Origin of the sequence: Mesobacillus selenatarsenatis SF-1, assembly GCF_000813125.1 — a bacterium.
Lineage (GTDB): Bacteria > Bacillota > Bacilli > Bacillales > Cytobacillaceae > Mesobacillus > Mesobacillus selenatarsenatis.
In genome coordinates, this window is sequence record NZ_BASE01000057.1 from 1 (window position 1) to 5,200 (window position 5,200).

General features: G+C 40.4%; 5 protein-coding genes. 2 read left to right on the forward strand and 3 right to left on the reverse strand.

The genetic code is table 11. From position 1 onward, the window contains the following. Positions 1-118: 118 nt before the first annotated feature. The 3 genes from ispG to TY49_RS12205 all read right to left on the reverse strand — a co-directional run bounded on the left by ispG (position 119) and on the right by TY49_RS12205 (position 2,691). On the reverse strand, positions 119-1,207 hold the full coding sequence (ispG, locus tag TY49_RS12195) for a flavodoxin-dependent (E)-4-hydroxy-3-methylbut-2-enyl-diphosphate synthase (protein WP_198135615.1): 1,089 nt from the start codon (positions 1,205-1,207) through the stop codon (positions 119-121). Between the two features lie 126 nt (positions 1,208-1,333). Beyond that, on the reverse strand, positions 1,334-1,690 hold the full coding sequence (yqfZ, locus tag TY49_RS12200) for a protein YqfZ (protein ID WP_041966191.1): 357 nt from the start codon (positions 1,688-1,690) through the stop codon (positions 1,334-1,336). Positions 1,691-1,914: 224 nt separating this feature from the next. Beyond that, positions 1,915-2,691, reverse strand: coding sequence for a DUF1189 domain-containing protein (locus tag TY49_RS12205; protein WP_041966192.1), 777 nt, complete (start codon positions 2,689-2,691; stop codon positions 1,915-1,917). Positions 2,692-2,911: 220 nt separating this feature from the next. Here TY49_RS12205 and TY49_RS12210 point away from each other — a divergent pair, with 220 nt between their 5' ends. Together TY49_RS12210 and TY49_RS12215 are read left to right on the forward strand one after the other, a co-directional pair. Continuing rightward, positions 2,912-4,543: a Na/Pi cotransporter family protein gene (locus TY49_RS12210; RefSeq protein WP_041966193.1), complete on the forward strand. Its 1,632-nt coding sequence runs from the start codon at positions 2,912-2,914 to the stop codon at positions 4,541-4,543. A 64-nt stretch (positions 4,544-4,607) separates the two neighbouring features. Continuing rightward, on the forward strand, positions 4,608-5,123 hold the full coding sequence (locus tag TY49_RS12215) for a DUF456 domain-containing protein (protein WP_041966194.1): 516 nt from the start codon (positions 4,608-4,610) through the stop codon (positions 5,121-5,123). The last annotated feature ends 77 nt before the right edge of the window (positions 5,124-5,200 follow it).

A 5,200-nucleotide genomic window follows, 5' to 3' on the forward strand; every position in this document is an offset into this window, starting at 1 on the left:
CTGGACAGTCGGCTATACATTTCTATTTCGGTCCGCCTAATGAAGTCAAAAAACAACTTCACTGTTCGGCCCTCCAGCGCTTGTCGGGGCTGGACAAGGTGCTTGCGCTTTTTGTTCTTTATTTCTGAAGGGCAGCTTCGCGAATCTTTTCTTCAGCAATTTTATCGATTTCTTTCTTAAGTTCTTCTACCATTGTTTCTTCAGGCACTTTGCGGACAATCTCTCCTTTTCTGAAAAGAAGACCTTCCCCTCTCGCACCTGCAATGCCGATATCAGCTTCACGTGCTTCGCCAGGTCCGTTAACAGCGCATCCAAGCACAGCTACCTTGATAGGTGCCTTTATCTTTGAGATGTACTCTTCAACCTCATTGGCAATGCTAATCAAATCGATTTCGATTCGTCCGCATGTTGGACAAGAGATCAATGTTGCTGCATTAGCTGCTAGGCCGAATGACTTTAACAGTTCCCTTGCAACCTTAACTTCCTCTACTGGGTCTGCACTTAATGATACCCTGACAGTGTTGCCGATTCCCTTGCTGAGAATCGCTCCAAGTCCAGCAGCACTTTTGACAGTCCCTGCAAATAAAGTCCCTGATTCGGTGATTCCAAGGTGAAGCGGATAATCAAAAGCCTTTGCAGCTTTTTCATAAGCTTCAATTGCCAGGTTTACATCAGAAGCCTTCATCGAAACGATGATATTATGGAAATCAAGGTCCTCGAGGATTTTGATGTGGTGCAATGCACTCTCAACCATACCATCAGCTGTTGGATAGCCGTATTTTTCGAGAATACGTCTTTCAAGAGAACCCGCGTTTACACCGATTCTGATCGGGATTCCGCGCTCTTTAGCTGCTCTTACTACAGCCTCTACCTTTTCACGCTTGCCGATATTCCCTGGATTGATCCTAATTTTGTCAGCTCCGCCTTCAATCGCTTTAAGCGCTAAGCGGTAATCAAAATGGATATCAACAACAAGTGGTATGTTAATTCTTTTTTTGATTTCAGAAATGGCATTTGCCGCTCTTTCATCCGGGCAAGCAACACGGACAACCTGGCAGCCTGCTTCTTCAAGGCGCATGATTTCAGCGACAGTCGCTTCGACATCATGTGTCTTGGTAGTCGTCATACTCTGGATGACAACTTCATTGTTGCCTCCAATGGTTAAATTCCCAACCTTGATTGGACGGGTTTTGGTACGATGTATAATTTCACTCAACAGTGATTCGCTCCTTTGAAAAATGGAATTCATGAATATGTTCCTAAAGTTGCATAACCCCATTTTATCAATCTTTTGCTCAAATTGACAAGGAAAGACTTCATTTGTTAGCCTTTGCTAATTTTGGATGCTGTAGTCCGGGAATTTATAAACGTTTCCGAATTTGATTTTTTGGGGATTTGTCCCGTCGTTCAACTTTTTAAAGTCTTCCACTGCTTGTGAGACAGGCACGCTCAATGGTTTGTCCATATAACTGTCAATGACTGATAGTACAGTATCACCAGGCAGTACTTCGTGTTCAAAAAAAAGAATTTCTTTTGTGGTTAGTGTTTCTGTCTTTTCCGTCTCTACCCTTTCCACTTTTGATATTTCAGGTTCCTGCATTTTCGCTGCTGGAAGTGTTCCTATGCTCAAATCATTGTAGACTGCGTAAGCTACTATCAAGAAAACCAATAATCCTGCCAGTTTTTTCATAGGACCTTCCTCCTTAAATGCTTATATCATTATTTATGCAGGAGAAATAGAGTTAAGAACCAATTTAATAGATAAAAAATGAAAGTTTATATAAGAAAATAAAATAATCTATCTGTCAGGATTGAGGGAATGGAATTGTTTGAGAGGACACATAAGGGGGCAGAAAGAGAGAAAACCCTTATCTATTAATATGAAAGTAAAAAAATACGCCAGAGGCGCATTTCTTAACTTTCTGCAGGTTTCTTGGCTGGCAGTTCTTTAATGGCTAATAAAAGCATCATCGAAGCAACAAACCAGTTTATCGAAAAACTGTAAGGTACAGCTGTTTTTAATAGTGCCATGATCGTGAAAAATATAGTAGGGAGTGTTGTGCTATATGCTGCCATTCTCCATAAATGTCTGTATTGAAGCTTTCTGCCAGCCAGGTTTTTCAATAGAAGACCAAAAAGTGCTAATAGAGAAACCTCGATAAATTTCATACCGCTGGAAAAAACATAGATAACAATAAACAGTATTCCCAGCAATACAGGGAGAGAGGATTCAGCCGTATTGATGAGAGTAATAATGTCATCCTTGGTCATAGATTCACTTGTAAAAAGGGTGTAGGGCACAGCGTTGGTTTCACCCCCGGCAACAAGCACAATCTCTTTTTGAAGCATTGCAACGTTTGCATCCATGCCAGTCAGTTCACTTTCATCGATAGCACCGGTAGGGTCAAAAATTAACGTGAAACTTCCATTTTTGATGGTTAACGGTGCTTTAATTTCTGACTGCAGCTCTCCCTCTCGAATCGTAAAAGAAGGTAAATCAGTTTTGATGGAATGCTTGACCGAGCCAACAGCTTCTGAGATCCCAACAAACATATAATAGACTACAGGCAAAATGGATATTAGGGTCAACATGAAGACAAATAAGATAGTTTTGCCAATACCCTGGAATCGCGTGTCAGCAATAACCTTTGGAGAATACATGCTTTTTGCTAATTGTGTGAAAATACTCATTAATACACGTCCTTTAAAAGAAATACACTCACTATTTTAGCTTTTCACATAGTAGAAAAACAACCTTTTTACCTGCGCTTTGTAACACGTTTGTAACATAACGAAGAAATGTTAAGGTATTGTAAATTCGAAGCATAAATTGTTTACTTTTCATTAATATTTACTTCATAATTAGCTGTGTTTGTAGATGTTTGTCGAAATAAATCTAGGGGTTGAAAAAATGGAATTGAATTTACAAGAAATGCTGTTTGAGTTCTTTGGGGGACTTGGTATCTTCTTATACGGCATTAAATTCATGGGTGATGGTTTGCAGAAGTCAGCAGGTGACCGACTTCGGGATATTCTCGACCGCTTTACCACTAATCCACTGATGGGTGTACTAGCAGGTATTTTTGTTACAGTCCTTTTACAAACAAGTAGTGGGACAACTGTTATTACGGTGGGACTTGTAAGTGCCGGATTTATGACGCTAAGGCAGGCAATTGGGGTCATAATGGGGGCAAATATCGGTACAACGGTTACAGCCTTTATCATTGGAATCGACATCGGCGAGTATGCTTTGCCGATTATAGCGGTTGGATCCATCATGTTATTTTTCTTCAAGAGCAAAAAAGTTCATAATTTTGGACAAATCGTATTTGGTTTCGGGGCATTGTTCTTTGGCCTTGAACTTATGAGCGGTGGTATGAAACCATTGAGAAGCCTTGAAGCATTCCATGATCTTACAGTGGAAATGAGTTCAAATCCAATTCTTGGTGTAGTCATTGGTACTGTGTTTACTGTAATTGTTCAGAGTTCCAGCGCCACGATTGGTATTTTACAAAGTTTACATGCTGAATCAATGATTAATATACAGGGAGCATTGCCAATCCTGTTCGGTGACAATATCGGGACAACAATTACAGCTGTTTTGGCTGCGATTGGTACTTCAGTGGCTGCAAAAAGAGCTGCGGCTACACATGTTCTATTCAATTTGATTGGAACAACTTTATTCGTCATTGTTTTGGGACCATTCACTAAGTTAATAGAAATTATTAGAGATAATTTAAGCTTGAATCCGGAGATGACAATCGCATTCGCTCACGGAATATTTAATACAACCAATACTCTTATTCAGTTGCCTTTCATTGCGATTTTGGCATTGATCGTGACTAAATTGATTCCTGGTGAAGATTCTATCGTTGATTACAAGGCTCAACATCTTGACCCAGTATTCATCGAGCAATCACCGTCAATCGCGCTTGGCCAGGCAAAGGAAGAAGTCCTGCGCATGGGTAAGTTTGCATTAAAGGGACTCGAAGAAACGAATGAATTTTTAAAGACAAAGAATACAAAGCATTCCGCGACTGCTTATCAGCTTGAAGATGCAATCAACAATCTTGACCGTAAAATTACAGACTATCTGGTAGACTTGTCACAAAGCTCCCTATCAGGACATGAATCAGAAGAGCACAGCATGCTGATTGATACAGTCCGGGATATTGAGAGAATCGGGGATCACTTTGAAAATATTGTTGAACTAATCGAATACCAGCAGGCTAATAAAGTGAAGATGACAGATACAGCTATGGAAGACCTCGAAGTTATGTTCAACCTGACTGTACGTACCGTTGAAGAGGCGCTTCAGGCATTAGATCAGAAGAATCTTGATTCTGCAAGAGCAGTAGTCACAAAAGAAGATGAAATTGACAGAATGGAACGAACGCTTAGAAAGCAGCATATCCTTCGCATGAATGAAGGACAGTGTACTGGACAGGCTGGAATCGTTTTCGTTGACATCATCAGCAACCTGGAGCGAATCGGCGACCATGCAGTAAACATCGCTGAGTACGTTTTGGGAGAGCAGAAATAGTGGTAAAATAAGCAAAGGGAAACCTTTGCTTATTTTTTTATTTTATCTGAAAAGGATGGATTGAATGGACGTTGTATATTGGGTCATTATTGGAGTGTTATTTGTAGGGGCTTTTGCCAGTTTGGTAGTCCCTATCCTGCCTGGCGTACTTTTAATGTTGGGCGGTTTTATCCTTTACGGCTTATTTTTTTCATTCGAGCCTTTTAACTGGTTATTTTGGTCGGTCCAGGGGCTGTTCGTTGCACTGCTGTTTGGGGCTGATTATATTGCTAACATCATTGGTGTCAAAAAATATGGTGGGAGCAAGGCGGGGATGTGGGGAAGTACAATCGGTTTGCTGATCGGACCATTTGTCATTCCAATCGTCGGTATTCTGATTGGACCATTTTTAGGAGCGGCACTGGCTGAATTGCTGGTTAATAAAAAGAACCTGAATGATGCGATTAAGGTTGGCTTCGGTTCTGTCGTTGGTTTTGTCAGCAGTGTGGTGACAAAAGGAATCATCATGACCATCATGCTCGTTTATTTCTTCATTTTAATAATAAAAAATCGTGCTGTAGAAGCACGATTTTTTGTATAAAGGCTGCCATACTGGTCCTTAAAGATCTTTAGTTTTATTAGATGGTAAAGATTTCTCATAAATATACCCTTATGCAA